Genomic DNA, 22,306 nt, shown 5'->3' on the forward strand with positions numbered 1-22,306 from the left:
ATTTTTGAATTTGAGCAGCTCACGAAACTGAGCTGCTGTTTTTACATTCAAACCGGAATCTGCACAGATGTCTCTGAATCCGGTTCCGGCTGAGTAGTCGAGGATGTCGCTGATGACGTGTTCGCCGTCGCGCCAGAACTGGCGACAGGCTTCAATGTCGGCAATGAAGCAATCCATTCCGTAAGACTCAAGGATGAAGTGCGACTGTTCCACATTCCACTGACTGCCAGCATCATCTGCTCCGTCTGCTCCGGTGTGTTTATCGACGAGACGCATGTAAAAAAAACGAGTTCACCTGCCACATCATCAAATTCAACGATGCCGCGCTCCAGCGCCATATCAAGCGGGATCGTGTCGTAACCTTTCCCTTCGGCTGGGTAAACCAGATTCGCAAGGCGAATGATTTCATTCACGAGCGTATTGCGAACGCCCTTTTCGCCATCCCAGATATTCATATCTGAGGAGATCCGTTCCAGCATAAGACAGGCGATACGCGGCCCCGCAACGACGCCCAGGCCTTCTGAAAAAATGGCAGAAAAGGTTTTACTCAGGATGAAGAAGTGCTCTTTAAACACCTCTTTGCTGATCGGCGTGGCATGGATCCAGCCGTTACCCTTTTCTGTCCGGACAGGAATAATCAGATTCAGATTTCGGGAGATTTTCATACCAAATCCCACATTTCAGAGTTGATGTAATACGTACCGGTAATGGTGATAGCCACACCCGGCTCGCCCCCGGCGAAGGTCATATCCTGCACGTTGGTGATCGCCGTGTTATAGATATCGAAGTCACCGAACACCGTGCTGTCGCTATACACTTTTGCGTCGCCGATCGTGGCGTTCTTTTCCCATTGCGCCTTGAATTGTTTTCCCAGCGCCTGGCTACGCAGCAGATGAACACGCGCCTGTAAAATCATGTATGGCTGCGGCGACTGCACGGCTCCCGCCATAGCAGGTAAAAACTCCGTGATATTGCCCTGAAAGGACAATTCGACGCCTTCTTTTGCCAGAAATGAGGCGGACACATTCAGTTCGGAATGAGAGGTGAATTTAACGCTGGCGCGAACCCGGTTAAGGGTGCCAACGGGGATCATTGGATTAGGCACGGTTCAGTCCCTCACGAAAGCTGCATTGTCACATTGATGTTAAAAACGATTTCGACAAATCCACGCATCGGCGTATAGGTGGCCGACAGGCCTGCATAACGCCCGATACCGTAATCATTCGGATTGGTGTTGATATACTGGTGGAAAGGCACTGCATCGACGACAGGCTGGCCGTTGACCAGGCCGTAAGATACGCCCGTATTGAACACCGCCTGCGCGACCTGCTGCAGACGGTCGATCCCGTCCTGGTTGTAGTAAAGCGGGTTAATTGGGTTATTGCTGCCGTTGATCACCGTGTTGGCGAGCTGCATATCGACATTAATCTGCACCCAGTCCACGGAATACCAGTACGTCATATCGTTACCGTCACTGGTAACGCCTTTCACCAGAATCGTGTTGGAAATTCCACCCTCAGCCCCCGTGTCGACATAGTTAATATTCTGCTTCGTCATCGTGGCCAGAATGGAATTTTTGCCCTTGTGGGCGTTTACCGCCTGTAGATAGCGAAATGCCATCGGCGGCACCTTGTTGATTTCTGAAGGTGATGCGGAAACATAGTTCCACATTACGGCTGCTGCCGCGTTTGTCGCCGGGTACGTATCATCCGCCGTTGCAATAACCGACTTAATACCGGCATAAGGCGAAACGTAATTCGTGTCGTCCGGCGTTTTCGTCAGCACGAAGAAATACTGCATCGCTTCGTTGGCGGTGTGGAGTTTTGCCAGACTGATAAACCCTGCGTCACCATCCCACGACTGCGGCACCAGATACGCGTAAAAACGCAGGAGCGGATCTTCCATATAAGCTTTCAGTGCAGCGATTTCCTTACTGATTCCGCCTTTCTGTACTCCCAGTTCCAGCAGGTAAATCCCTACTGAATTTCCCTGGGCAAAAAACGTGTTTACTGCCGTCACCAGATTTTCACTGTCAGCAATAGAAAACTGCCCCAGCGTCACTGGAGAACCGGAAAGCTGAGAATCAGCAATCGTCCAGGTCAGTGTTTTTTCATCCGTGACAGTAGCAGTATATTCGCCATTCCACGCGTCGGGCGAACACCCGGAAACAACAATTTTCACCTCAGAACTGTTTTCGCGTCGGATGTTGCTCCCTTCCGGAAGCGTCATCGTAACGGTGACGTTTGCCGCAGATTTTCCTGCGGCAGCCGCCGACAACGCAGCAATCGGATTTTTAACCAGATCGTTAATATCCTGATTGCTGGTGAGTAATACAGGCTTCCCCGGCTCATGAGTCGTGGAACCAAACGAGAGAACCGCAGACATCTGCTGCAAATTCGAGGGGATAGCCCCGATGGTCTGGGACACATTCACCGTGACGATATTAAATCCCATTATTTAACCTCATATTTACAAATGACTTTTTCAATCAACTGCCGGGATATTTCCCGGGTGGTGCTCTGGTAGTAATTCACGTCAAAATCGACAATCTTTTTCTTCGCCAGAGCGTTGATTTCAACCTGTCCCGACTTTGCGTCCTGAACCACCGGAATATTGGTTACACCAAACTTTTCCTCCTCCAGCGCCCTGTTCACCACCGAGTCGACAAGATCCAGCGCCATTTTGTTGCTGAATCCGTAAAGCGTCAGGCGAACCGAATCCTGGACGAGATGAAACCGCTCACCACCGAAAATAACGGGAGCCACCTGCAAAGGAATACTGTTGCGAACATCCACCGCGATATACGGAGGACGAAGGTTCTGCGGTACCAGGTAAGACGGATACACGGTCGCGGCATCTTTCATTTGCAGCCAGATCGGGATGCTGTTGGAGATGATCTGCTCGTCGCTGATATCCTCCTCGCAGTCGATAATCTGAGAGCGCATGGTTGGTAAAATCGCCATACCGCGATAATGAAAAATACCCGACTGCTGATAACGGCTCTCCATTCGTGAAAAAGCGAACTGGACGCCGCCGTACTCACCGAGATAGATCGCATCGGGATTTTCTACATTAAAATCATCAACCTGCTGGACAGGCGTGAAAATAATGTTGTTCACATCCTTCGAGACAGACTCGTCCTGAATCGCAATAACCTGACGATGCAGGCTGCCTTTGATTTTCAGACGGGTTGGTGACTCAATATTCAGGCGACACAGTTCATCGCAACTGATGATTTCCGCATTAACCCAATAGACAAAGCCATCCAGCGGCAGAACCTGCCGGACATAGAGCCTGAACGTGATTTCCTGGTCTGACGAGATGGTTTCAACTGCGGATTTAAGAACGGATGAGAGCTGCGAACTGTGCTGTTCGGCTAATTCCTCAAGACTCGGCATTGTTATCTATCCACGCTATAAAGCTGCCCTTAAACAGGCCGCCGTCTATGAATGACGGACGCCGCTCACCGGTATATTTGTCCTTAAGCCTGGAGTTAACGCCCAGTAGCGCGGCCTGAGTTGGCACAGGGTTTCCGTTAATCGTCATCCCGGCCATTTCTTCAGTTTCAAGAAAAATATGGAAAATCTTCTCAGTCCCTTCCAGAAAATGCTCGCCTGGTAGCGGAGCCTTATGCTTAAGGTGATTGACCAACTGGTACGCCAGTTCAGTACCTGCCTCCTGGATAATCTCGTCCTTATGCATTTCCCAGAAGTGCGTAAAAATTTCGTAGCGCTCCTCGAGGTCACAGGCCACGTCGAACGTGGTTTTTCCCGGTTCGTCGCCGTAGTCATACGGCTGGTCAACAACACCAAAACAAAGTTTCATGGCGTGTACCCCCATACCGTGCCCATCTGCATCAGCACCGCAACAACCTGTCGCCCATACGGATCCTGTAACATCTGCAAATCCAGCAAAGACAGATTACTCAGCGCGTCGCTGATGGTGATCGAACCCGATGTTCCCTGGTCTGCTGCCGCGCTGACAAGCCCGGTAGCCAGTTTCCCAAGGTTGAGTTTTTTTCTCAGGTCGGCAAACCACGATCCGGGGGCGAAATTCAGGAGAAATGAGGCGGCAGCGTTATAAACCGTTCGCACATAGATGATGGGTAAACGCTCCAGCCCCTGATCGTGAGGGATTAGCTCCATCGCAGACTGAAAGCAACATTCCAGCGTCGGATCATCGTCAGCAATGGCGTGAACCGGTACTTTCATGTCGTCACGAACAAAGCGAATAAATCCCTCCAGTGACGGACGCAGGGTCATTATTTTTTAACCTTAATATTTCGCTTTGTGCTGGGCGGATTTTCCTGTTCGGTGTTGATCGCTTCCCCGGTGATTTCCATCTCAATACCGCCTGGTTGAGGTTTTTCGCCGCTCTGAATCACCGCCTGATCCACTGCGTTATTCAGCGATACGGCGCTGGCCGCGAGAATTTCCTCTGACATGGATTCCAGATTTTCCGTTTTCTGCTCCGCGCAATCCTCAATACGACCGACGCTCACAGGTTTATCGATGGAATAGCAGATACCGGAAAAATTCTTGTCCACCTTGTCACAACGCTGGAATCCGTAAGGCTCATGCTGTCGGATGATGTGGTCGATAATATCGGACTGATTTTCGATCATATGCTGACGTCCGGACGGAATTGTCACACCGAACGACTGCGTTTTTTCGGGGAGTTTGTAGTTGAACGTGTGCGGCTGACGTGAGCAGTTAGCGATGTAGAGCTTCATAAATTTTTCCCACAAAAAAGGGGAGCATTTAGCTCCCCGCGTTATCAGGTTGAACGTTTATGCGTATTTGGCAGACAACAGGGTGATCCCCTCCGGGCGGAAGTTCCAGCCCGGCGTCGCGCGCATGGTATACAACGTGGTCAGGCCGCCATCCGGCATAGGGGACGGGATTTCCGTCGGCGCTGCCATGTCGCAGAACATCACGTTGACGGCCTGCTGGTTCGGTACCAGCGTGGAGAAAATATTGGTGTTAATGGCGTGACGCGCTTCCGGCACCTCAATCGTCGGGTTCGTAACGATGATCAGGTCATTACCACCAGCGCCCTTACCGATCAGCGTGTCGTCCTGGCAGAAAATGATGTCATCGCCTGTTGCCTTATCGGCGACGTCTTTAACCACCGTTCCCACCGTTCCGGTACCACCACCAGGACGCTGGTAACTGGTCAGCTCAACAATTCCTGTCCACTCCAACGCCTTCATGAATCGCTGCGGACTCAGAATGACAGTCGTTAATGGCTGCCCCAGCAGCAACATGCGGGTTTTCTGGTCAGCAATCAGGCCAAGCATAAATTTAGCCATCTCGCCGGAATCCCAGGTGGTGTAAGAATCATTGCCTTTGCTGTCGTTGCCCAGATTCAGCGTCACTGCGTTCGGTGAGTTTGTGATCCCCTCGTTATTAGCTGCATTCACACCATACAGCAGCATATTACGCAGCATTTGAGCGTGTCCCTGGCGGTTAGCCAGGCGCAGGCCTTCAATCAGAGAATAGCCCCAGCGATCTGCTGCATCAGTATCGAGATAGCTGTATTGCGAGCGGGAAGAAATTCGGTAAGTCATCATCCCGTCATAGCCGCCAGAAATACTGGAAGACGGCAACTGGCCCGGCAGAGACTGGCTGACCTGCGCCTGCGAGGTCATACGCAAATATTTCTGATAGACCATCAAATCACTGGAACTGATTTTTACCGCTGGAGCACCGCCAGCCAGGACTTCAAACGCACCGGAAGCCATGCTCTGTTGCACGATCATTTCCGGCAGCACCATTGACGGCGACACAATAGTAGTCGCGGGAGTAAATGCGCTCATTAATTAATATCCCCTTAAATTAAAAACAGGCCGCACGGCTTACCGATTTCCCAGACAACGTTACCGCCGTCCTCTTTTTTCACCGTCAGGTTTCCGTCAACTGAAACCATCAACAACTTAATATCCACTTTCGGATTAGCTCCAGGTGATCCCGAATAAACATCAACCATGTTTTTCGCCAGATCCCACACAAAACCACTGGCAGCAACGGTGTTATTGCCATCAGCCAGCGCAACAACTTCTGCACTGACAGGGAGAGGAATGCGGGCACCTGAACCAACGCGGTAATAGTGAATAAAGCCACCCGCGAGATATAACGGCACCGGATTATCCGGCGTGGTAATGCCATGAAATGCCTGATTAAAGACAGTAAAGGCGTTACAGGCGTCCTTCGTGGCTTGTTTAATTACCGCGCCGTTAACGCTGTCTTTCGCGGGAGCAATGCACTCCATAACTCCAACGCCACCCCATACCGGTTCAGTGATTTTGCTGTCCAGTCGACCGGAGCAAAGTTGCAGACGAATTGCCGGATCATCCTGCGCATCCCCCTGCATCAGCCCACGGGATTCGACGTTAAAAAGGCCACCAAATGCTCCACGGTTTTTAAACGGATGAAAGTTAATATCAGCCATTGTTCAGGCTCCCTTGAGTGTTAATTTTTGCCAGACGACGCCCCGGAATTTTGAAAGCACTCAGCCAGACGTTCGGATCGCCCTGATATTCAGTAATGCGACGTCCGGCTTCATCGTTGCGGATACGTTTATGCAGTTGCCCCTGCGTACTCATCATTTCTTTTTCGATGGACTGACGGGCGGCACTGAAAATTGCGTCCTCAAGCACAGCCAGCGTTGCAGAATCCGCAATCGCGCGAATATTGACGTCCTTATGTGCCGGAGAGTGTTTCTGCATAGCGATTAGCGCACGCTTGCGGTAGTCCAGCGCATTTTCACCAGAAAACGGTGCTGGCGCGTTTTTACCGCAGGCACTGAATGCGGAGTCGGCTTTTGCCTGTGCTTCTGCCAGGGCAGAGTCATTGCGTTCTTTTTCTGCCTCCTCGTCAGCCTTACGCTGTTCTTCCGCTTCGGAATCAGCCTTTGCTTTCTCCTCAGCGTCTTTAGCTGCCGCCTCGTCAGCTTTGGCTTTTTCTTCCGCCTCCTTTGCCGCAGCTTCATCAGCTTTACGCTGTTTCTCTGCTGCTTCATCGGCTTTGGCCTTTTCTTCGGCCTCTTTTTTCGCCTGAGCTTCGGCGTCCGCCCGCGCTTTGTCCCGCTGTTCCAGTGAGTCCATGCGCGTAACGACACCATCGATTTTCTGATTAATGCCTTGCAGGGCATCGCTCACAACCCCCTGTAACAGGGCCTGGAGTTCTTCTTTTTCCATCTCGATTTCACCTGTGTTTGTCACTTCAACCCCTGCGGGGATCCGGTCTTTATCCCACACGCCCAGCGAGCCGTGGTCTTTCGTCACCAGGGCGATGTGATCAACAAGGAAAGGAACGCCTTCGATTAAAAAATTGGTGTCACCTTCCTGTACTTCCACATTTCCTGATGTGCCGTTGAACACCACCGACGGGCTTGTCGAAACATCCCCCTCAGCGATTTCTTCAACAATGCTCTGGAGGTAAACGCGGCACACCGCCCATACCTCATCACCCCGGATATACGGCAGCATGACGCTACCGACGATCCGCGATTTAAAATCCTCCTCCGTCAGAACTGCGTCGTCAGGATGGTTTGCGATAACCGGAAGGCCATTGCATCGCCTTAAAAACTCCTCGTTCAGATAGAGCTTTGGATCACGCCAGACGTGCTCTTTCAGTCCGGCGCGATAGGCAAGCCCGGTTCCGGTTATTCGCAAATTCACCAGCCACATGTTGGAGAATTTCACCGGAGACGGTACGGTTCCGTCCCTGATGCGTTCTGCCACTTCAAGCTCGGTTAAACTCACGTTTGCCCTTCTCCGTTAAAAATTCGTCGGGTAGATTCTGAGGGGCGTAGATCGGCAGTGCATCGCAACTGCAATAAACCTCCTCCCCGGCAGCAGTGATTTCGTCATAAAAACCATATACGGGCTTAATCAGTCCCTGCTCCAGCGCCCACGAATCGCGGAGGAGATAAATTTTCTCGTCGCGCTCTTTGTGGTCCTGCCGGTATTTGTAGCCCGGACGCCGCCAGTTCGAATGCCAGCGCAGAGCAATCGCACCACTCTGAACAGCCAGCAGATACTTAACGTTGCTTGCCAGCTTATGCCCCTGGTCAATTGCCACCCGGCGACTGATAAAATCCATATCCTTCACGGACTTCTGAAAACCGGACTTCACTTCCCGGCGATCAATTTCGCTCACCCCGTCAGGCGGAATGGACGTAACCCACCCCTGAAAACGCTGTATGGTTTTCTCGATGGCCTGTTCTCGGTTGAGTTTTATCAGGTTGGCACTGGCGAAAATTCGCCTGTCGAGTTCCTTGCGAAACTCAGGTTTCAGTTTTTCAACAGTGATTTTTTTAGGGCCGTCAGGAGGCTGATCCCGTAATGCCCCGCCGTCGATGACAAGACGGCTGTAGATAGCGGTGAGGTGTTTTCTGGCTACGGTATCATCAGGGGTTTCTCGCTGAGCGGCTACACGGAGTTTCCGGCACCATTCGAGCAATGATTTTTCGCTATCCCACCCGTGATTTACGTAGTAGTTAACGGCATCCGTCAGAACCTCATACAGCGTCCTGAGCCGTTTCTTCTTCCTCACCGCCCGGCTGGAAATTGCCATCAGGCGTCTCCTGCTTCGGTGGTTCATAATTCGCCAGCGCGTCCACATCAATGATGAGTGGAGCTTCGCCATAGGTTTGCGTGGCATTAACAAGGCTTGCCAGCCATTCAGCGAGGGCGGCGCGGTTTTCAGGATCAACCTGTGGCGACACAGCAGAGAAAAGTGCTATCGCCTGTTGAATCACTTTACTGTCGCTTTCCCGGCGTTTGTCCGGCGACTCCTCAACCAGTTCCTGCCACGTCGCGGTAAATTCACGTCGCCACTGGTAAAACGTGGTTTTATAGTCGTCGGTTATGATGTCCGGGTAATCATTTTTCAGCGACTGATAAAATTCCTCGTTCCAGGCGATGTACTGCACCAGGCGTTCGAAATAATCCATCACAGGTTCAATCTGCTGGCGTACACCATCGATATACTGGCTGATAGCTTTCGAGTCCTCCTTACCTTCACCGAATCCGTTACTGAACGCTTCTTCCTTGATAATAATGGCCGGAACGTCACTCCCGGCGGCAATATCAGCAATGATGTTGTCGCGGGATGTATTCAGCGCCCCGTCGATGTTTTGCAGGTTCAGTGAACTTACGTCTTCGTCTTTTCCAATACTCAACACGCCTTTATTTTTGGCGGCTTTCACGTTTTCCCTTTTACGCCCCGTGGCAGCAGCCATGATCCCGTCAATTTTCGAACCGTTCTGCACAACTTTAGCCACCAGTACGCCTGCCTTCTGGCTGACGAGATCATTCGCCTCCATCGTATTGATATAGGATTTCAGGGAATAAAGAACTCGCTGAAACACGCTTCGCCCGGTGAATCCGAACGATGAACTCTGAAACTCCAGATAAATCGGTGTGCCGTTGAAGATTTTCAGTGTGCGTGACGGATGCCAGTCTTTTCCGCCAATCTTCAGTTTTTTATTGGCTTCCTGGAAAAACGGGCTGTTGGGGTTCTGGTCAGTCACCATCGAACCGGAAGCGTTCAACGGGTCCCACGCGTTGATATACACGTCATCTTCTGTCAGTCCGAACGTCGGAAGCGGCTCACGACATGAAACACTGTCGGTGCCCACGCCGATCGCTGCGGCACCGTAGCAACGAGACAGAAAAAACAGATTTTTAATCTTCTCGTTAACCTTCATACGTTCCCATACCTCCTGGAAACGCCGCACAACCCGCTCGTCAGGGTCTGTCTCCACGTTGTACTGGCGCGGCTTACACATCGCCATCAGTATGGGTTTTTCGACAAGTTTCCCGCCCAACGGGTGGTACTGCCACAGCAGCTTACACAATTCATAGCCGATATCGGTTCCCGGCTGAATTTCTTCAGCCTCAAGAATACGCATCAGTGCCGAACCGAGGCCGCCAGTAATCTCGATCTCTGCCATCAAAAATATCCTGATTTTTTACAACGCCGCGTAATTACCGTGCGCGATGATCAACCCATAGGTGTAACAATCGAAAAGGTCATCAGCACGTTTATGCGCATCTTTGTCTGCCAGGTGGAACCCGGCGATTTGTTTTATGAGGTGGTTTGCGGTGGTGCGTTTGAATGAAACGGTCTTGTCGTAAGCCTCCCGGACGATTTTGCACATCCCCTGATAGTGGTAGCTGGATGCCATCACCGCCCGTTCGTCTTTGCCCTTGCTGGTTAGTGCCGATTTAATCGGCGTCATATCCCAGCCTTCGGTTTCCGCCTTCTGGTTGAGAATTGCCCCCATCGCGGCGTCTTCCATAAAAATTCCCTGGCTGCCCAGACGCGGACGGCATAATTTCGCGAGGCGCTCGAGGTTGTCATAAACGCCGGGGATATATTCAGGAAGCAATGACGCTTTAATTTGCGTCACATCCCAGTCAATAATCGTCAGTTTTGGCTCGTCCGAATACGTTGACTCATAAGCGAAATACACCACGCCAGTACCATCATTTTCGGTCCCGCCTTTCAGCGCCGTATCCATCACTGCGAAAATCATGTCGCAGTGCGGCGGCATCTCAATCGGCTGACCGTCCACCAGCAGCTTATCGACATCGAGTAACGCATCTTTGGACCAGTCCACGAACTCGGCAAGATATTCCTGCTGCCAGACACGCGGATCGGATTTCTTCTCCGTTTCCTCCAGTTCTTCTTTCGGAATATACGGATTCGATGAAGTTGGCGCATGGTGCATGACAAATCCCAGGGATTCATCGTGGCATATCGCGTAGAAAAAATTGCTCTCGTCGATACCGTTTGGTGTGGAAAATACCCACGCACAGCCGCGGTAATCGACAAGCGTCGGGCGTATCGCTCGGGGCCAGATTTCCTCGAGCATTTCCGGCGATTTAGTGAATGCGGCCTCATCAATCAGCACAGCGTGATATTTACGCCCACGCCCGGCCAGTTTGTTATTGTCCGTTACCCAAAAGTCGATGCGCCCCCCATTACGGAGAATGATGCGCTTTTCATTTTTTGACTGACTGAGGATCAGCGGTTGCAGAACGGCGCTAATTTCATCCCAGATTTCCTGGTACTGGCGGTATTGCGCGGTAAAAATCCCCACCCTACCCGCGATAAGTTGCCCGGTGGTAGGAACGGCAAATTTCCGCGTAGCGAAACTGGTAGCGATGTTCACCAGCATCACCGTTTTACCCCAGCGACGACCACAGCATACCGCGTGGAAGCGTTCCTCTATTGCCGCCGTCCATGCAGCTATTTGCCCCTCATGAGGTTTTGGGAGGTAGATTTCAATCGACATTATCCACTCCCGGCATCGGCAGAGAGTTGTGGATAATTATTTCGTTATTCTCACCACCCACGCCTTTTTTGAGGTTTTCAATCTCAGTGCGCAGCTTTTCGTTGCGAAGCCTCAGTCCTTCAAGCTCCAGATCATTGCGACTGTCAGTTGCACCACCAGCAGAACTTCCTTTCGTCGCCATTATCAGCTTGATAAGTTCGCGCCGGGCGGCAGCCTTATCCTCCAGCAGGATCTCAACACCAAATTTCCCGAGCTTTGCCCCTGCATATAATTGTCGCGCATCCCCATCAAGCAGAGTGGTATCAGCCATATAAAGCTGTCCCGTTCCCTCACCGCAGCACTTCGGACAATCCGGATTGGGTATGGCGTTATCAACAAAGCCAAGGCCTCCATATTCCGGCTCGGATTTGCCATCTCTGGAGGCCTGTGCCGCTGCCTTATCGAATTCTGCAATATCACGCCACTGGTAGAGGTGATTCTCGCCCCAGCAATAACGGCAGTTAACACGGCGAAATTGTGCCAACTGATTGGGGTCGGCCTGGACAATGGCCATCAACTGACTCACCAGTAAATCCAGGTCTGCGGTATAGCGTTTCTGGTACTGATTGCGGAACCATGAGATAGCCCGATAAACCTTAACATTTCTTAACAGACGTGAGGCTGCGGCACTTGCTACGTTTCCCGTTCCCTCGTAACCCGCTAGGCGGTATGCCTCGATGAGGTTTTTACCCTGCGCAACCAGCATGGCGAATTTTGCCTGCTGGTCAGAAATGCCGAATTCATCGGGACAGAATGAAATTTCCTCCACGTCGCCCTCATTCAGGCACGCATCGGATACTGACTTTTTTTTCTGAGATTTTCCGTTCCGCTTTTGCGCAGTCTGCGCAAATTTTTTCTGCGCACTTTTTTGCGCAGTTTTGCGCACTTCTGTCTGCGCATTTTTCGGAGGTTTTTTGATGTAACGACGGGCTGTTGCGTAATTCAATCCCCTTGCTTCACACCATGCCACCGGAGATATACCGGAGCGGGTGTATTCAGCAATATACTCCTGCTGCAACGCCCCCCAGTCCGGTCTGCTCATCAGTTAGTCCTGATTTTTATCCACCCTGAGTAGTTCGCGCAGGGCAAAGGCATCCCCTTTTCTGGCAAGCTTAAACAATGCCGCCCGTATCTCGGCTTCACCTTTCGCTCTGCCCTTACGGATGGACGTGTAAAAATTTGTCATTGCTTCCCGATTTTCTTTCAGTCGGTTCAGATCAACATCCAGAACGTCAGCGATTTGTTGTGCAGTCATCCGGCACGCTGCCAGAGACTCGACTTTCGAATACGGAATCATTTGTCACCCCCATTGATATGCAGGGTGTCTTCTTCCTGTATTTTTCGTGAAGGATTTTTACTGCAGCGTTGTTCCAGGTGACCTGATGGTGAATGCGTTTATGGCTGGCGCCCATCAGTGAGATTTTTACGCACGACGGCGCATGCATGACGGAGTAAAAACTTTTAACATAGGTTCCGGAATCCAGATACAGCTCGGTCATTCCGCCGCTGTTTTTCTGCGTCTGTTTCTGCCCTAACTGGACAGCACCGATCGTCATAAACAATTCACCACAGCGACCGAGATTCGTGTACGTATTCACATCCTCGTTAATGCGCCCCATGAATGAGAACGGTCGATCAACGGAACAGATAAAACTGTTCATTGCCTTGCGTTTCACCCACGAAGCATGGCCGCCATTGTCACCAAGAAAATCCCCGCCCTGCGACATAGCGATGGAAAGCGCAGGTATTGATTCGTAATACGCCAGCATCTCAGAAAGGATCGCATCCAGTTTCCTTATCGGGAAATAGGCCTGGTCATAGTTGCGATCCACCCGAAACTGGAACTCGTGATAATCATCATCGAGCTGAATGAAGTATTTACACCCGACCAGTTTTACCAGGTCGAAACAGGCATTACGGGCGTAAAAAATTGAGCGGCGATCACCGAAATTATCGGCTTCGTCAAAACGACTGGCTATATCGGCTTTGGAAAACACCAGCACCTGTTCACCAAATTCAGCTATGTACTGATGCCGTGTCTTATCTTCATCATCAACAACGATAAAAACTTTCCCGGTATAGCCAGCACGACGCAACGTCCGGTAAGTCAGAACTTTGTCCGGGCGCCCGTGAGTCAGAATAAAGGCGCAAAAATCATCACGCATATTCCTCCTCCTCCCCGCCATGCATGATCTCCACCATGCGCTGCGTCATCCGGACAAATCCATTTTCAATAGCCTGCTGATAATCAATGATCACCAGCGCCGACTCCTCAAAAAGGCTCTGAATTTCAGCGGGGGCGTGAGCGTAATAGTCCGCAATTCTGCTAAAATTAAACACCGTGTGACGTTCTGCCGCGCACAGGAGGAATTTTTCGATATCAGGCTCAAGGGACGCCGAACGTATCCGGCTGACCAGCTCCTGAGTTTTCGTATCGTCGTACAGTTCACTGATATCCGGTTTACCGCCCGACGGCTTATAAACAGGCGTATCAATTTTCGTCGTATACGGCTCCTCCTCATTTCCTGTACCGGGCAAAACATCCGTCAACAACTCATCAATTTCTGTCGGGCTGAAGCCTGTCAGGGAGACATCAAAATCAGCATTGATTAGGTCCGACAGCTCCATCCGTAACAGATCTTCATCCCAGCCAGCATTCATCGGCAGGCGATTATCTGCCAGGCGGTACGCCTTTTTCTGCTCATCCGTCAGGCCAGACAGAACAATGACCGGAACAGAATCCATTTTGAGCATTTCAGCCGCCATAACACGACCGTGACCCGCAATAATTTCGCCCTTTTCGTCAATCAGCACCGGATTAGTCCAGCCGAATTGCTTTATGCTTTCTACCAGTTGTGCCACCTGTTCAGGGCTGTGTGTCCTGGCGTTGTGTGCATACGGAGACAGTTCTTGTAAAGGGCGATAGACGATCTTCAATTTCTCGCTCATACAGACTCGCTTTATGAATAAAAAAGCCCGCTATCGGCCAGTGCGCTGGGTGCGCGGCGGGTGCTGATAACGAGCTTTGACATTATCGCAGCCCCTCACACTGAAGGGCTGCTGTAATGCCTGTTACTCACGAATCAAACGAGCATGCTGACCACTCATTTCAATGCGTAAGTATTGTGGCTTGCCGTCAATCAACGCGGTGATTAACTTGTCACCTGTAGGTTTCCACATAATTTTCTCCTGTTTTAATGCCCCTTGCCGCCGGGCAGTTGATCAAATTTCATCTTGATTCGGCAAGATTTAGAATGAATAAGATAAAATTGGCACACGCAGCAGAATTCCATGCTTTCAGGACGCTGGCGCACCCTTCATTTTCAGCAAAATATTCTGCTCTTACAGGCGATCAGTTCTGCATACACTGCCGAACACCGTCGACAATTTCACAGACCTGAGAAGCTGTATCGAAAAGCTGGCGCGCCTTATCCAGGCTGACGCACCCCACCAGGAAAAAAGGCACCAGTATCGCTACCAGTGCCCATTTCACCGCCGTTCGCGGCATTCTGTGTGTCCAGTGTTTTCGCGTCATGTCACCACCAACGCACAGCCCAAATCAGAACAGCGACCGCCACAAGGCGAATTGCAAAGGCCGCAGCCCTTGTCAAATCAAGGCTCGCGGGAGTTTCCACTTCAATACCTTTCATAATGGACAACCTCAAAAAGAATCTTTTATACTTTCCCATGAGGATTTTCTCCGTACTCACTGTTCACAATTTCCTCACCTCATGCTGTTTTGCAACTTATTGTTCCTTTTCATGGCGTGAAAACTAAAAACCCCGGACTGTTCCAGCAGCCGGGGTTTTGTTTTGCTTATCGTTTCAACTGAAAGTGAGGCCCGTCTTTCAGTGTTTTCCAGTCCCCGCCCCATTCGATGGCAGTTCCCAGCTCTGCGGCAGCCTGCTTAAATGCCTGCGCGATTTTCTCGTACAGAGGCCAGTCCCATGACACCTGGCTGCCAATGTAGGCAACAACATCCACCGCATCACCGGTCAGGTGGCGGCTGTTCATGGTCTGGCTTTTCCCTTCCGCGACCAGCTGTTTCTGGCGATACTTACTGCGCAGGCCTTCCGTAATACCGAAATCAACCTCCGTCAGCTCCAGCGCACGGCGAACTACAGCAACCAGCTGTGGTTTGACTCCATCCAGATTTTTTTCACTGCGACGGCTGAATCTGAATTTACCCGACATATTCACCTCAACAATGGAAAGATTTTTGTGACGTTCCCGCGTGCGCGTATCACCAGCACGCAGAACAGCAGATTAAAAAACACTTCAGGCCAGCCCGTTGCTAACGGGCGACCACACAGATAGCTGAGGGGCGCAAAGGCATACAGCAGCATCAGCAGCCAGGCCAGCCATGACATCAGCGGTTTATGTCTGGAATCACGGCGACGATAAAAAAAGAGCGTCAGCACGATAACCGTGCATAACGCCACATTCAGCAATCCGGGAAGGCTACTTAACATTGCCGCCTCCTCCACCCCGCAGGCGGGAGAACAGGCCGGACACCAGCGATGCAATATCCTGCTGGTGGATGAACGAGAGAATCTTCACCGACACCACTGACACCAGTACTGCACACAATGCGTCGACAGGTGCACCGTCAAACTCTGTATGCTTTACCAGCCAGGATGCCAGAACCTCTGCGCCCAGCACGCCAATAATGAACGACACCAGAAAATGCGCTGCCACACGCCAGGCTGAAAGCGCCTGCGGCATCGTTGCCACAAATAACGCCCCGGCAAACGCACCAAACACAATCCCGAAATCCGTTCCGGTAAACAGCCCGAATACCGTCGCCCCACCGAGCGCCGCAGCCGTGCCGGAACCGGACAAGGGTTCAGACATACTTTTTTCTCCTGTAAATAAAAAAGGGCCACCAGCGGCCCGTAAAAAACACCCCGTCAAAAACACCGGCATCCGCAGATGCCCTTTGCGTGGCGTTATTTGATGCGCACCAGATGTGGCGCAAAGAAATGAAATAAGACTTATCGGAAATTAAGGTTAATTTGAGGATTTAAACCACTTCTGAAGCTTAGTAGTATGAACATGTCCCCGGAAGGGGGCCAATACTTATTATTCTTCATGGACTTTGTCCCGCGGTCTTAATCCGACGACCGCGCTACTTTTCACCCTCTCGCAAATTGCTATCCAAAGGACGTTGTCCCACGAGTATTCCTGGATGCTCGTGTCTTTTTTGTCTTGAGAAAGGAATAAAAAAAACCGCCAGATATGGCGGTTGGTCAATGCAAGGGATGAATTTTTTAATTGTTATTAAACCGAGGCGTCGGGTGCCTCCCGAAGTATTCCGTGTTGTATGGATACTGTGGTTTCCCGCTAAACCGACTCTTTAAACCCCCCTCGCACTGAGGAGCGCCTCTGTGGTGCGATTTACAACACCAGAATGATGCATCACCGACCCTGCCAGGAAATACAAAATCTCCACCGATAATGCACCATTCTGCTGCCGTAAAAAAATCAGCACTGAGGCTACACCCGGCCTCAAATCATAGCCAGAGAACAGAATGCTTTTTCAAAACAACCTGCTCTCACGTAATAAAAAAATACGCCAGTGCCGCAATACAATAAGGCTTGTTTCAAATGCTGGAGCGGGTAGCGGGAATCGAACCCGCATCATCAGCTTGGAAGGCTGAGGTAATAGCCATTATACGATACCCGCATATGGTGCCGACTACCGGAATCGAACTGGTGACCTACTGATTACAAGTCAGTTGCTCTACCTACTGAGCTAAGTCGGCATTGGTTCTTCAGGGGAGCGATATCACCGAGCAAAGAAGAGTTCCCCCTCAGAACCGTTTTCGATGATACGATTTAATATTCCAATCGCAACAACACTTTGCGTCAAGTTATGTAAATTTATTTATATGTTTTTATTTTATGTGAATAATTCACTTTCACTTAAAATATACATGACAATATATAAACAAATTTATTTTGAAGGAGATTATTAAATGTCGTTTCTTATATAACACCGCAGAAACAACAAAACCCGCTCGATGGCGGGTTCTATTAAAGTTCAATTGCGCTTGATTCGCCTCGCGATACAGCTTTGCGAAGCGTACCGAAATTGAAGCAGTTTGTGGCTCATTTTGCAATGATTTTTTAAGCATAATCGAACGCTTCTCTCATAGGTGAATACAAAATGAACTCAGCAACACGCAACCACTGATCAACACGACGTCGGCATGTAATCAACGCCCACTCTGGGTACTGTTCGTTTAATAACTCTGCCATCCTTCTCTTACTCATCCCTCGCCCTACATAACGCTGACTCAGGACATTTAGTAGTCCTGGATGATCCGCCAGAACTTCACCTATAACACTATCAATTTTTAGTGCCTCTGCATCAGTGCAGTGAGTTAACCAGCTTTTTTGCTTTCCTTCGATCATCTCACGCAAAAATGCTTCCAACTCTGGTTTATCAATTCCCGCTTTTTTCAATCTGCGCAGGGCTTCATTGATGGCTGTTTTTGTCATTTTTTGGGATGCCAGCAACTGGTTAAACATATTCCCTGACCTGCCGCCGCCAATATACGACCAGCGCCCCCACATACGTAGTTTTCCCTGAATCCAGACACTTTCCAGCGTGGTGAGACGAAGGTGTTCTCCGCTTTTTCCTGTATTCGTTGGGTAAATCATAAATATCCCTCCTTTCTCCAGATTTCTTGTGTGCGAAAAACACCTTCTGCATGCATCAGGCGTAATTCTTCTTTGGTGTAATCGCTGGTTTTTACCCGCCCGTCGATTAAATCGTGGCACGAGCTACAGGCAATCGCTGCCTGCATATCGTGTGGCTTTATCGCTGTTCCGCACGTTCCCGCCAGTCGGTAATGCGCCAGCACAGACGTTTCCGGATCGTGATTGCAGTAGCCAGGAATTCTGACAGTGCACATCTGCCCCCGCGCCGCTTTACGTAAGTCCACCATTACGCAAACTCCAGCAGCTGCGCGGCCACATTTTCGACCTGTTCCGGAGAGGAAAATTTACGGAACAGGATCCAGTTCCACAGCACATTCAGTACAGATTTATAAACCTGCTGAAACTCGGTTTCGTCCATATTCGCAAACGCGATGGATTTCGCCCTGCGCCCGCGGCTACCGTCCGGATAAATATGCTCGGTGTAAAATCCGGCCTGAATGGTTACCCACTCGCGGAAAGCCTCAAACGACTTTAGCAATGCCGTATCCCGGGTTCTGCGTGTCGCAACTGTATTCAGATATTGCTCTGCGGCATCACTCAGGGCTGGCGTATGTTCCCGGCCTACCGATTCACACAGGTAATCAACGAAACCGGACACCAGTTTTCGTTCGCGAGGCGTGATCGCCCCACCGACCGGAGTCCAGTAATCGAATCCGAGCTGCAGGAGTTTGAAAAAACGCTTGTGGAATGCGTAGTTACGAACACGCTTAAAGTCTGCGTGTATCCACTCACCTATTTTGATTTGATGCAGAAAATCGCAACTCTCCGGCGTCGCCGGGAGAAGTAATCCGGAAGAGGTTTGTTTGACCAGTTGTATATGCGCCATTGCTATCTCCAATGGCGCTGTAGGTTGCCAGTTGTTCAGGCTGGCTTACGAATTATAACTCATTCCCGAACCACCTTGAAACCGAGCCTTTCCAGGTATTCAATGAATGCTTCGATAGATAAAATCACATGATCATCAGGAATTAACGTAGTGTAGATAACGTCTCCATTCTCAACGCGCACAGCATAGAGGCCATTTTCACTAAAAATTTCACGTAATTCTTCGATTTTCATCAACAGAATCCTTCCAGATAAATAGCACTCCCCTGTTCGGGGGCCATCCCTCTTCTCCCTGCGCGCTACTTAAGAATTTTTGATTCTATGTTGACCCATTATCTGTTCAATACACCCGCGATGCCTTTACAAGCAACCGTGCTGACGCAATCAAAAAGATCAAACCCACTAAAAATAAACAACAAAAAACCCGCCGAAGCGGGTTAAGTGCGGGTGCGTTGAGGATGCCTGACACATCAGAGGTGGCGAGGGATTTCTCCCCCGCCGGGTCTCTTACTCCTCAGATTCGTAAGCTGTGAAGACAGCGACCTCCGTCTGACCGGTTCGGATTCGTACCTCGCAGAGGTCTTTCCTCGTTACCAGTGCCGTCACTATGACGGTTAAACAGATGACGATCAGGGCGATTAACATCGCCTTTTGCTGCTTCATAGCCTGCTTCTCCTTGACCTTTCGGTCCGTAAGAGGCAATCTATATGTGACGAGCATATAGGGGCCTCACTTCGATTTATAGTCGGGTGGGGCTTTTCTCTATCTGCCTTTGGTAGCATGCCCGAGGCAGATAGCCTCAAGCACCCGCAGCAATTCTACTTAACTCCCATAACCTCGCCAATATGAAATCAATCAGAAAGGTGATTCATAAGAACGATAACAAGACAATAAATTGCCATTACTGCCGCAACAGCCAGCGCACATTTCAGAACCAGCACGATAACCTCCCAGATTTGACGTACACGCGCATGATTCAATATGTAGCAACCTATTTCTTGCTTCAATATAAAATCAGGTATTGTTGTATAACTATTTAACTAACTCCCTATCCCCACATCTCAGGCGCTCAACGTCTGTGTACGGGGCGTTTTTTAATACCTTACCCCCAGCGGCGAATCGAATACACCACCAGCGCCACCGCCATTGCGATTCCTACCGTGGTGAATGCCTCAGGCCAGGTCATTGATTCACCTCCTGCGGTGGTTCCGGTAGCGGCATCCAGTGAGTTGAGCTCTCTACTTCGACGCCGTCTTTGTCCACAAAAGCCATCTTATTCCCGCCACGAGTGGGGCAAAAAACCTTATCCCAGGAACCGGGGAATACATTCCCGAGATCATCGCAAAGAATCACATCGCAGTATTCCGCAGGAACTGCATCACTACAGCTTATCCAGCCATCTGGAGCTACCGGCGCTGGTTGGGCTGTATAAAGCGGTGTTATATCTGCCCGAAAGTCACATATTTCATGCAGTCGCCCCCACCGTTCGGCTTCTGCTTTGTCAGAATACATAGTGGTGAACGTATTATATTCATTGTCAATTTGCGTGAAGGTTGCCTTCCACGCCACTGGTTCTGCTTCCAGCGATGCCAGTGCAATTTTGAATAACTCACCCTCTACCTGTGCCATCCCTGAATTTGGGTGGCATTTCGCAATCGCTATTTTTAATTTAGCTTCTTCGATTAATTGTTCTTTGGTTAATTCAGTCATTTCAGTTTTCCTTATACGGATTAATTTTATTGTGTAGTGCGTTGAACGACGCCCATACCACGTCGTTATACAATTCAATAACTGGCTCAATTATTTTCCCGATTATCCAGACAAAAATTAGCGGGGATATCGGTATCATCAACACGATAAACAGAATGAGAAACAAAAATTCTGTCACTCTACTTTTTCGCGGATACTCTTTTCTGAATAATGTAGTCATTTCTTACCGCCCTTTCGGGCGGCCTCCTGATGATTTGAGGGTGCAGGAATCCCTCCGGTTAAGGATTTAATAAAAATCACTTCTGATTTAAATTTTCAGTGTTTTGTTGTCAGGTGGTTTATCGCCTTTATGTTTCAGCCTTATTTCTCAGCCATACACAAACAGGGCCGTCTTCGGTGTCATGTATTGAACCAATAAACCAACCATCGCCCTCTGGTCGTTCCGGTTCCCATGCAGAAATATCAGCATCACACGCATCAAGGTCAGCACATCCTTCGTCTCTGAAGCAGAGGACGTATTGAAGATTATTTTCCTCCATCCAGGCGTTAAACTCTTCCGTTGAAATATATTCCCTACCATCACAGAATTTTTCATATTCAGGATGCGTCCAGCAGCCATATTCATCACGTATTACTGGAATTTCTTCAATTGCGTTCATCAGTTATCACTCCTAATGCTTTGTTAATTGCAGAATGAGCCATTGCGAATTCATCAGTTTTTCTGTCAGCAACACGAACCACCGCTTGCAGGGCTTCAAGTAATTCTGGTGCTGCTGCTAAAAGCTGAAAATTAGCTTTCTGCATCTGCCAGTCATTGTTGTATTTTGTCACCTTAGCAATTGCCTTATCGCGTTCGCCATCCACTACCCAGCAATTAGCTGAACCGTGGAAACTTACATGCCATGGACCTGGTGTTCCTTTAAATTTCATGCCATGATTTTTTGTATTGCTCACTGGTTACCTCCTGGCAAAGCTGGGCGAAAATATCCCGGTGCTTGTTCAGCTCTCGCAGCGCGGCGCAGACACGCTCCCACTTCTGGACATGACTTTTCGCCCGACGCAGTTCGCGGTTTGCCATATGCAGCGATGGTAAAATCAGGTCATCCGCGCGCGTTTCAGTAAACGATGGCAACGATTGCACAATGTCCGCCACAGTTTCTGTTTTAATATCTTCCTGCGTCGCCGCTTCCAGGGCTGGTAAAATGGCCTCTGCAGGCTGAAGCTGGGATTTACCGCTGGTTTCGACCTCGGAAGTGTTTTCTGGCTGCACCAGCAAATTATCGCCCGGTATGCAGTAACGAAATTTACCGTTCTGGTTTACGCGAATCAGACGACCTTTGCTGATTGCCATTGCCAGCGTTGAAGCCACTTTGCGGGATGTGGTACCGAACAGCGTAGCCAGTTCATCCGCCGTTTGTGGTCCACGTTGCTCAATCGTCGCTTTTAAATCGCTCTCCGAAATTTTCGCTACTGTTGCCATGGTGGTTTCTTCCGGCAGCTCTGCCGGCGCTAGCTGTTCCTGCTGAACGTTGTTATCAGCCACGCGCCAGGTGTATACGCTTTTATCAACGAAGCCAGCCTTTTTCAGTTCCCACAGCTCGTTCAGCACTTCTTCTCGACTGATATCAAGTCGCGTAGCCAGTTCTACCGACGTGGCTTTTCCCATCGCTTTCAGTGCGTCAAAAACGGTCTCCATTAA

Annotated in this window: 31 protein-coding genes, 2 tRNA genes and 1 pseudogene; all 34 read right to left on the reverse strand. The window is 50.0% G+C overall.

Annotation, left to right across the window (positions count from 1 at the left end):
• Positions 1–47: 47 nt before the first annotated feature.
• The 34 genes and pseudogenes from D9738_RS18955 to D9738_RS19110 all read right to left on the reverse strand — a co-directional run bounded on the left by D9738_RS18955 (position 48) and on the right by D9738_RS19110 (position 22,303).
• Complete coding sequence (locus D9738_RS18955; protein WP_130260886.1) at positions 48–665, reverse strand: hypothetical protein; 618 nt, start codon at positions 663–665, stop codon at positions 48–50.
• Complete coding sequence (locus tag D9738_RS18960; RefSeq protein ID WP_130260929.1) at positions 662–1,093, reverse strand: hypothetical protein; 432 nt, start codon at positions 1,091–1,093, stop codon at positions 662–664. The genes D9738_RS18955 and D9738_RS18960 overlap by 4 nt, the downstream gene beginning before the upstream one ends.
• A gap of 23 nt (positions 1,094–1,116) precedes the next feature.
• Positions 1,117–2,454, reverse strand: a complete 1,338-nt coding sequence (locus D9738_RS18965; RefSeq protein ID WP_130260887.1) for a hypothetical protein — start codon at positions 2,452–2,454, stop codon at positions 1,117–1,119.
• Positions 2,454–3,398, reverse strand: coding sequence for a hypothetical protein (locus D9738_RS18970; RefSeq protein ID WP_130260888.1), 945 nt, complete (start codon positions 3,396–3,398; stop codon positions 2,454–2,456). The genes D9738_RS18965 and D9738_RS18970 overlap by 1 nt, the downstream gene beginning before the upstream one ends.
• Positions 3,385–3,825, reverse strand: a complete 441-nt coding sequence (locus tag D9738_RS18975) for a hypothetical protein (RefSeq protein ID WP_000762307.1) — start codon at positions 3,823–3,825, stop codon at positions 3,385–3,387. The genes D9738_RS18970 and D9738_RS18975 overlap by 14 nt, the downstream gene beginning before the upstream one ends.
• Entirely contained in the window at positions 3,822–4,262 is a 441-nt protein-coding gene (locus D9738_RS18980) for a hypothetical protein (RefSeq protein ID WP_000175376.1), read from the reverse strand. The genes D9738_RS18975 and D9738_RS18980 overlap by 4 nt, the downstream gene beginning before the upstream one ends.
• Positions 4,262–4,732 carry a hypothetical protein gene (locus D9738_RS18985; protein WP_000780863.1) on the reverse strand — a complete coding sequence of 157 codons (471 nt, stop codon included), beginning with the start codon at positions 4,730–4,732 and terminating at the stop codon, positions 4,262–4,264. Before D9738_RS18985 ends, D9738_RS18980 begins: the two co-directional genes overlap by 1 nt.
• A gap of 57 nt (positions 4,733–4,789) precedes the next feature.
• Positions 4,790–5,818, reverse strand: coding sequence for a hypothetical protein (locus D9738_RS18990; RefSeq protein ID WP_001272372.1), 1,029 nt, complete (start codon positions 5,816–5,818; stop codon positions 4,790–4,792).
• Positions 5,819–5,832: 14 nt separating this feature from the next.
• A complete protein-coding gene (locus D9738_RS18995; RefSeq protein ID WP_130260889.1) occupies positions 5,833–6,450 on the reverse strand; it encodes a hypothetical protein in 618 nt (205 codons plus the stop codon).
• On the reverse strand, positions 6,443–7,765 hold the full coding sequence (locus D9738_RS19000) for a DUF2213 domain-containing protein (protein WP_130260890.1): 1,323 nt from the start codon (positions 7,763–7,765) through the stop codon (positions 6,443–6,445). The genes D9738_RS18995 and D9738_RS19000 overlap by 8 nt, the downstream gene beginning before the upstream one ends.
• The gene (locus tag D9738_RS19005) at positions 7,746–8,579 is read right to left on the reverse strand and encodes a hypothetical protein (protein ID WP_171021416.1); all 834 of its coding nucleotides are present in this window, start codon (positions 8,577–8,579) and stop codon (positions 7,746–7,748) included. The genes D9738_RS19000 and D9738_RS19005 overlap by 20 nt, the downstream gene beginning before the upstream one ends.
• Positions 8,524–9,960: a phage portal protein gene (locus D9738_RS19010; RefSeq protein ID WP_130260891.1), complete on the reverse strand. Its 1,437-nt coding sequence runs from the start codon at positions 9,958–9,960 to the stop codon at positions 8,524–8,526. Before D9738_RS19010 ends, D9738_RS19005 begins: the two co-directional genes overlap by 56 nt.
• An 18-nt stretch (positions 9,961–9,978) precedes the next feature.
• Positions 9,979–11,307 (reverse strand): terminase, encoded by a 1,329-nt coding sequence (locus tag D9738_RS19015; protein ID WP_130260892.1) that lies wholly within the window; start codon positions 11,305–11,307, stop codon positions 9,979–9,981.
• Positions 11,297–12,388: a terminase small subunit gene (locus D9738_RS19020; protein WP_130260893.1), complete on the reverse strand. Its 1,092-nt coding sequence runs from the start codon at positions 12,386–12,388 to the stop codon at positions 11,297–11,299. The genes D9738_RS19015 and D9738_RS19020 overlap by 11 nt, the downstream gene beginning before the upstream one ends.
• A 3-nt stretch (positions 12,389–12,391) precedes the next feature.
• On the reverse strand, positions 12,392–12,601 hold the full coding sequence (locus D9738_RS19025) for a hypothetical protein (RefSeq protein ID WP_130260931.1): 210 nt from the start codon (positions 12,599–12,601) through the stop codon (positions 12,392–12,394).
• On the reverse strand, positions 12,579–13,511 hold the full coding sequence (locus D9738_RS19030) for a hypothetical protein (protein WP_130260894.1): 933 nt from the start codon (positions 13,509–13,511) through the stop codon (positions 12,579–12,581). Before D9738_RS19030 ends, D9738_RS19025 begins: the two co-directional genes overlap by 23 nt.
• On the reverse strand, positions 13,504–14,295 hold the full coding sequence (locus D9738_RS25460) for a ParB/Srx family N-terminal domain-containing protein (RefSeq protein ID WP_130260895.1): 792 nt from the start codon (positions 14,293–14,295) through the stop codon (positions 13,504–13,506). Before D9738_RS25460 ends, D9738_RS19030 begins: the two co-directional genes overlap by 8 nt.
• Before the next feature lie 403 nt (positions 14,296–14,698).
• On the reverse strand, positions 14,699–14,854 hold the full coding sequence (locus tag D9738_RS24810; protein ID WP_163450580.1) for a hypothetical protein: 156 nt from the start codon (positions 14,852–14,854) through the stop codon (positions 14,699–14,701).
• Between the two features lie 28 nt (positions 14,855–14,882).
• Positions 14,883–14,996, reverse strand: coding sequence for a hypothetical protein (locus tag D9738_RS19040; RefSeq protein ID WP_001305859.1), 114 nt, complete (start codon positions 14,994–14,996; stop codon positions 14,883–14,885).
• 166 nt (positions 14,997–15,162) lie between these two features.
• The gene (locus tag D9738_RS19045; protein ID WP_130260896.1) at positions 15,163–15,540 is read right to left on the reverse strand and encodes a M15 family metallopeptidase; all 378 of its coding nucleotides are present in this window, start codon (positions 15,538–15,540) and stop codon (positions 15,163–15,165) included.
• A 2-nt stretch (positions 15,541–15,542) separates the two neighbouring features.
• A complete protein-coding gene (locus tag D9738_RS19050; RefSeq protein ID WP_130260897.1) occupies positions 15,543–15,818 on the reverse strand; it encodes a phage holin family protein in 276 nt (91 codons plus the stop codon).
• Positions 15,808–16,200, reverse strand: coding sequence for a putative holin (locus D9738_RS19055; RefSeq protein ID WP_001372519.1), 393 nt, complete (start codon positions 16,198–16,200; stop codon positions 15,808–15,810). The genes D9738_RS19050 and D9738_RS19055 overlap by 11 nt, the downstream gene beginning before the upstream one ends.
• 757 nt (positions 16,201–16,957) lie before the next feature.
• Positions 16,958–17,032: transfer RNA gene (locus D9738_RS19060), tRNA-Gly, on the reverse strand.
• A 3-nt stretch (positions 17,033–17,035) separates the two neighbouring features.
• A tRNA-Thr gene (locus tag D9738_RS19065) sits at positions 17,036–17,111 on the reverse strand.
• 364 nt (positions 17,112–17,475) lie between these two features.
• The gene (locus D9738_RS19070; protein ID WP_021555308.1) at positions 17,476–18,012 is read right to left on the reverse strand and encodes a DUF1133 family protein; all 537 of its coding nucleotides are present in this window, start codon (positions 18,010–18,012) and stop codon (positions 17,476–17,478) included.
• Positions 18,009–18,299, reverse strand: coding sequence for a DUF1364 domain-containing protein (locus D9738_RS19075; RefSeq protein WP_000228029.1), 291 nt, complete (start codon positions 18,297–18,299; stop codon positions 18,009–18,011). Before D9738_RS19075 ends, D9738_RS19070 begins: the two co-directional genes overlap by 4 nt.
• Complete coding sequence (locus D9738_RS19080) at positions 18,299–18,898, reverse strand: DUF1367 family protein (RefSeq protein WP_053893348.1); 600 nt, start codon at positions 18,896–18,898, stop codon at positions 18,299–18,301. Before D9738_RS19080 ends, D9738_RS19075 begins: the two co-directional genes overlap by 1 nt.
• Positions 18,899–19,053: 155 nt before the next feature.
• Positions 19,054–19,131 (reverse strand): annotated as a pseudogene (locus D9738_RS25240) (hypothetical protein); the annotation flags it as partial.
• 273 nt (positions 19,132–19,404) lie between these two features.
• On the reverse strand, positions 19,405–19,560 hold the full coding sequence (gene hokD / locus D9738_RS19085) for a type I toxin-antitoxin system toxin HokD (RefSeq protein ID WP_000813255.1): 156 nt from the start codon (positions 19,558–19,560) through the stop codon (positions 19,405–19,407).
• Between the two features lie 519 nt (positions 19,561–20,079).
• Positions 20,080–20,607, reverse strand: a complete 528-nt coding sequence (locus D9738_RS25245) for a DUF551 domain-containing protein (RefSeq protein WP_165383346.1) — start codon at positions 20,605–20,607, stop codon at positions 20,080–20,082.
• 1 nt (position 20,608) lies between these two features.
• Entirely contained in the window at positions 20,609–20,827 is a 219-nt protein-coding gene (locus D9738_RS19095) for a DUF4014 family protein (protein ID WP_130260898.1), read from the reverse strand.
• A 127-nt stretch (positions 20,828–20,954) separates the two neighbouring features.
• Positions 20,955–21,266, reverse strand: a complete 312-nt coding sequence (locus D9738_RS19100; RefSeq protein ID WP_130260899.1) for a hypothetical protein — start codon at positions 21,264–21,266, stop codon at positions 20,955–20,957.
• On the reverse strand, positions 21,253–21,561 hold the full coding sequence (locus D9738_RS19105; protein ID WP_240780600.1) for a hypothetical protein: 309 nt from the start codon (positions 21,559–21,561) through the stop codon (positions 21,253–21,255). Before D9738_RS19105 ends, D9738_RS19100 begins: the two co-directional genes overlap by 14 nt.
• Positions 21,527–22,303, reverse strand: a complete 777-nt coding sequence (locus D9738_RS19110) for a DUF1627 domain-containing protein (protein ID WP_130260900.1) — start codon at positions 22,301–22,303, stop codon at positions 21,527–21,529. Before D9738_RS19110 ends, D9738_RS19105 begins: the two co-directional genes overlap by 35 nt.
• Between the last annotated feature and the right edge of the window lie 3 nt (positions 22,304–22,306).

This window comes from Escherichia sp. E10V5, assembly GCF_004212315.1.
In the GTDB taxonomy this organism is placed as follows: domain Bacteria; phylum Pseudomonadota; class Gammaproteobacteria; order Enterobacterales; family Enterobacteriaceae; genus Escherichia.

Coding starts and splice junctions, on each gene's coding strand:
- D9738_RS18955 (WP_130260886.1), bottom strand. CDS start 665: ATGAAAATCTCCCGAAATCTGAATCTGATTATTCCTGTCCGGACAGAA.
- D9738_RS18960 (WP_130260929.1), bottom strand. CDS start 1,093: ATGATCCCCGTTGGCACCCTTAACCGGGTTCGCGCCAGCGTTAAATTC.
- D9738_RS18965 (WP_130260887.1), bottom strand. CDS start 2,454: ATGGGATTTAATATCGTCACGGTGAATGTGTCCCAGACCATCGGGGCT.
- D9738_RS18970 (WP_130260888.1), bottom strand. CDS start 3,398: ATGCCGAGTCTTGAGGAATTAGCCGAACAGCACAGTTCGCAGCTCTCA.
- D9738_RS18975 (WP_000762307.1), bottom strand. CDS start 3,825: ATGAAACTTTGTTTTGGTGTTGTTGACCAGCCGTATGACTACGGCGAC.
- D9738_RS18980 (WP_000175376.1), bottom strand. CDS start 4,262: ATGACCCTGCGTCCGTCACTGGAGGGATTTATTCGCTTTGTTCGTGAC.
- D9738_RS18985 (WP_000780863.1), bottom strand. CDS start 4,732: ATGAAGCTCTACATCGCTAACTGCTCACGTCAGCCGCACACGTTCAAC.
- D9738_RS18990 (WP_001272372.1), bottom strand. CDS start 5,818: ATGAGCGCATTTACTCCCGCGACTACTATTGTGTCGCCGTCAATGGTG.
- D9738_RS18995 (WP_130260889.1), bottom strand. CDS start 6,450: ATGGCTGATATTAACTTTCATCCGTTTAAAAACCGTGGAGCATTTGGT.
- D9738_RS19005 (WP_171021416.1), bottom strand. CDS start 8,579: ATGGCAATTTCCAGCCGGGCGGTGAGGAAGAAGAAACGGCTCAGGACG.
- D9738_RS19010 (WP_130260891.1), bottom strand. CDS start 9,960: ATGGCAGAGATCGAGATTACTGGCGGCCTCGGTTCGGCACTGATGCGT.
- D9738_RS19015 (WP_130260892.1), bottom strand. CDS start 11,307: ATGTCGATTGAAATCTACCTCCCAAAACCTCATGAGGGGCAAATAGCT.
- D9738_RS19020 (WP_130260893.1), bottom strand. CDS start 12,388: ATGAGCAGACCGGACTGGGGGGCGTTGCAGCAGGAGTATATTGCTGAA.
- D9738_RS19025 (WP_130260931.1), bottom strand. CDS start 12,601: ATGACTGCACAACAAATCGCTGACGTTCTGGATGTTGATCTGAACCGA.
- D9738_RS19030 (WP_130260894.1), bottom strand. CDS start 13,511: ATGCGTGATGATTTTTGCGCCTTTATTCTGACTCACGGGCGCCCGGAC.
- D9738_RS25460 (WP_130260895.1), bottom strand. CDS start 14,295: ATGAGCGAGAAATTGAAGATCGTCTATCGCCCTTTACAAGAACTGTCT.
- D9738_RS24810 (WP_163450580.1), bottom strand. CDS start 14,854: ATGCCGCGAACGGCGGTGAAATGGGCACTGGTAGCGATACTGGTGCCT.
- D9738_RS19040 (WP_001305859.1), bottom strand. CDS start 14,996: ATGAAAGGTATTGAAGTGGAAACTCCCGCGAGCCTTGATTTGACAAGG.
- D9738_RS19045 (WP_130260896.1), bottom strand. CDS start 15,540: ATGTCGGGTAAATTCAGATTCAGCCGTCGCAGTGAAAAAAATCTGGAT.
- D9738_RS19050 (WP_130260897.1), bottom strand. CDS start 15,818: ATGTTAAGTAGCCTTCCCGGATTGCTGAATGTGGCGTTATGCACGGTT.
- D9738_RS19055 (WP_001372519.1), bottom strand. CDS start 16,200: ATGTCTGAACCCTTGTCCGGTTCCGGCACGGCTGCGGCGCTCGGTGGG.
- D9738_RS19070 (WP_021555308.1), bottom strand. CDS start 18,012: ATGATTTACCCAACGAATACAGGAAAAAGCGGAGAACACCTTCGTCTC.
- D9738_RS19075 (WP_000228029.1), bottom strand. CDS start 18,299: ATGGTGGACTTACGTAAAGCGGCGCGGGGGCAGATGTGCACTGTCAGA.
- D9738_RS19080 (WP_053893348.1), bottom strand. CDS start 18,898: ATGGCGCATATACAACTGGTCAAACAAACCTCTTCCGGATTACTTCTC.
- hokD (WP_000813255.1), bottom strand. CDS start 19,560: ATGAAGCAGCAAAAGGCGATGTTAATCGCCCTGATCGTCATCTGTTTA.
- D9738_RS25245 (WP_165383346.1), bottom strand. CDS start 20,607: ATGACTGAATTAACCAAAGAACAATTAATCGAAGAAGCTAAATTAAAA.
- D9738_RS19095 (WP_130260898.1), bottom strand. CDS start 20,827: ATGACTACATTATTCAGAAAAGAGTATCCGCGAAAAAGTAGAGTGACA.
- D9738_RS19100 (WP_130260899.1), bottom strand. CDS start 21,266: ATGAACGCAATTGAAGAAATTCCAGTAATACGTGATGAATATGGCTGC.
- D9738_RS19110 (WP_130260900.1), bottom strand. CDS start 22,303: ATGGAGACCGTTTTTGACGCACTGAAAGCGATGGGAAAAGCCACGTCG.